Here is a 280-nt window from a genome sequence, read left to right as displayed (position 1 = left end):
CACCGCGCCCGTCGCGCCGCCGGGCAGTTCGGGGCTCGCGTCCGCGATGCGCAGCGCGTGATCGTACACGCCGCCGTCGCCCGCTTCGATCAGGAGCGGCAGCACACGTTCGGCCAGCGCGTCGCTGCCGGCAAAATCCAGCGCGAACGGCTCGGTATCGAGCAGTTCGGCCTGCGCGTCGGCCAGCATGATGCCGAGCCGGCCGCGCAGCAATGCGCGTGCCGGATGCCGCCAGAAACGTTCGAATTCGCTGAACGCAACGGGCTCGACCGGTTCGGCC

1 protein-coding gene is annotated in these 280 nt (G+C 71.1%); it reads right to left on the bottom strand.

The features are described 5' to 3' along the window. Positions 1-280 (bottom strand): hypothetical protein (locus tag AAEZ09_RS28090; protein WP_350601613.1); only part of this gene is annotated, 280 nt, incomplete at both ends.

Origin of the sequence: Pseudomonas sp. 65/3-MNA-CIBAN-0223 (assembly GCF_040310425.1) — a bacterium.
GTDB lineage: Bacteria > Pseudomonadota > Gammaproteobacteria > Pseudomonadales > Pseudomonadaceae > Aquipseudomonas > Aquipseudomonas gregormendelii.
The sequence above is the reverse complement of the archived record's forward strand: the minus strand, read 5'-3'. Positions and strand labels throughout refer to the sequence as shown.